Source organism: Kocuria gwangalliensis, from assembly GCF_039544365.1.
GTDB lineage: Bacteria > Actinomycetota > Actinomycetes > Actinomycetales > Micrococcaceae > Kocuria > Kocuria gwangalliensis.
Map to the genome: position 1 here is coordinate 1 of NZ_BAABLN010000043.1, position 630 is coordinate 630.

The 630-nt window shown below is 67.5% G+C and carries 1 protein-coding gene; it reads right to left on the reverse strand.

Annotation, left to right across the window (positions count from 1 at the left end):
• Window positions 1-3 precede the first annotated feature (3 nt).
• A partial coding sequence (locus ABEA06_RS13480; RefSeq protein ID WP_345311825.1) for an ISAs1 family transposase occupies window positions 4-630 on the reverse strand: 627 nt, incomplete at its 5' end.

The following is a 630-nucleotide window of genomic DNA, read 5'->3' on the forward strand; positions in this document are numbered from 1 at the left end:
ATTTCAAAGTCCGGTGAGTTGGCGGACGATTTCGGGGTGGTGGTCTAGTGCGCGCAGGGTGGCGGTGATGTTGGTGTGTCCGGCCAGGCGCACGATGTTGAGGGCGAGGTTTCGGATGCTTGCCATCACGTGGGGTCCATGGCCAGTACGGACCTGGGAGGCGTCCTCGCGGTAGGCGGTGTCGCGGACCCAGTGCAACCGGTTCTCGATGGCCCAGTGTCCGCGTAGCAGTTTCGCCAGTTCCCGGGCCCCGGCCAGGTGTGGCGGCAAGGAGGTGATAGCGAAGACCTGTTCACCGGTCTTCTCCCCGCTGCCGTGCTCGGCCCGGCCGCGCAGCAGGCGGATGGTCTGGGCGGCGTGGGGAAAATCGATCCGGGCCGGGGCCAAGGCCACGGTGGCTTCCCAGGTGCTGGTGCGCCCATGGGCTTTCTCGCGCAGCAGATAGCCGGGGGTGCGGTGGGACCAGCCCTGGGAGCCGATCCGGTTGCGCAGACCGGACTGGTTGGTTTTGACGGTGAACAAGTAGTGCCCGCCGCGGGCCACGATCGCGGTGGCCTGGGCCGCGATCGTGTGCAGCGCATCGGCGGTGATGACCACCCCGTCCAGGTTCCCCAACCGGTCCAGCAGGAT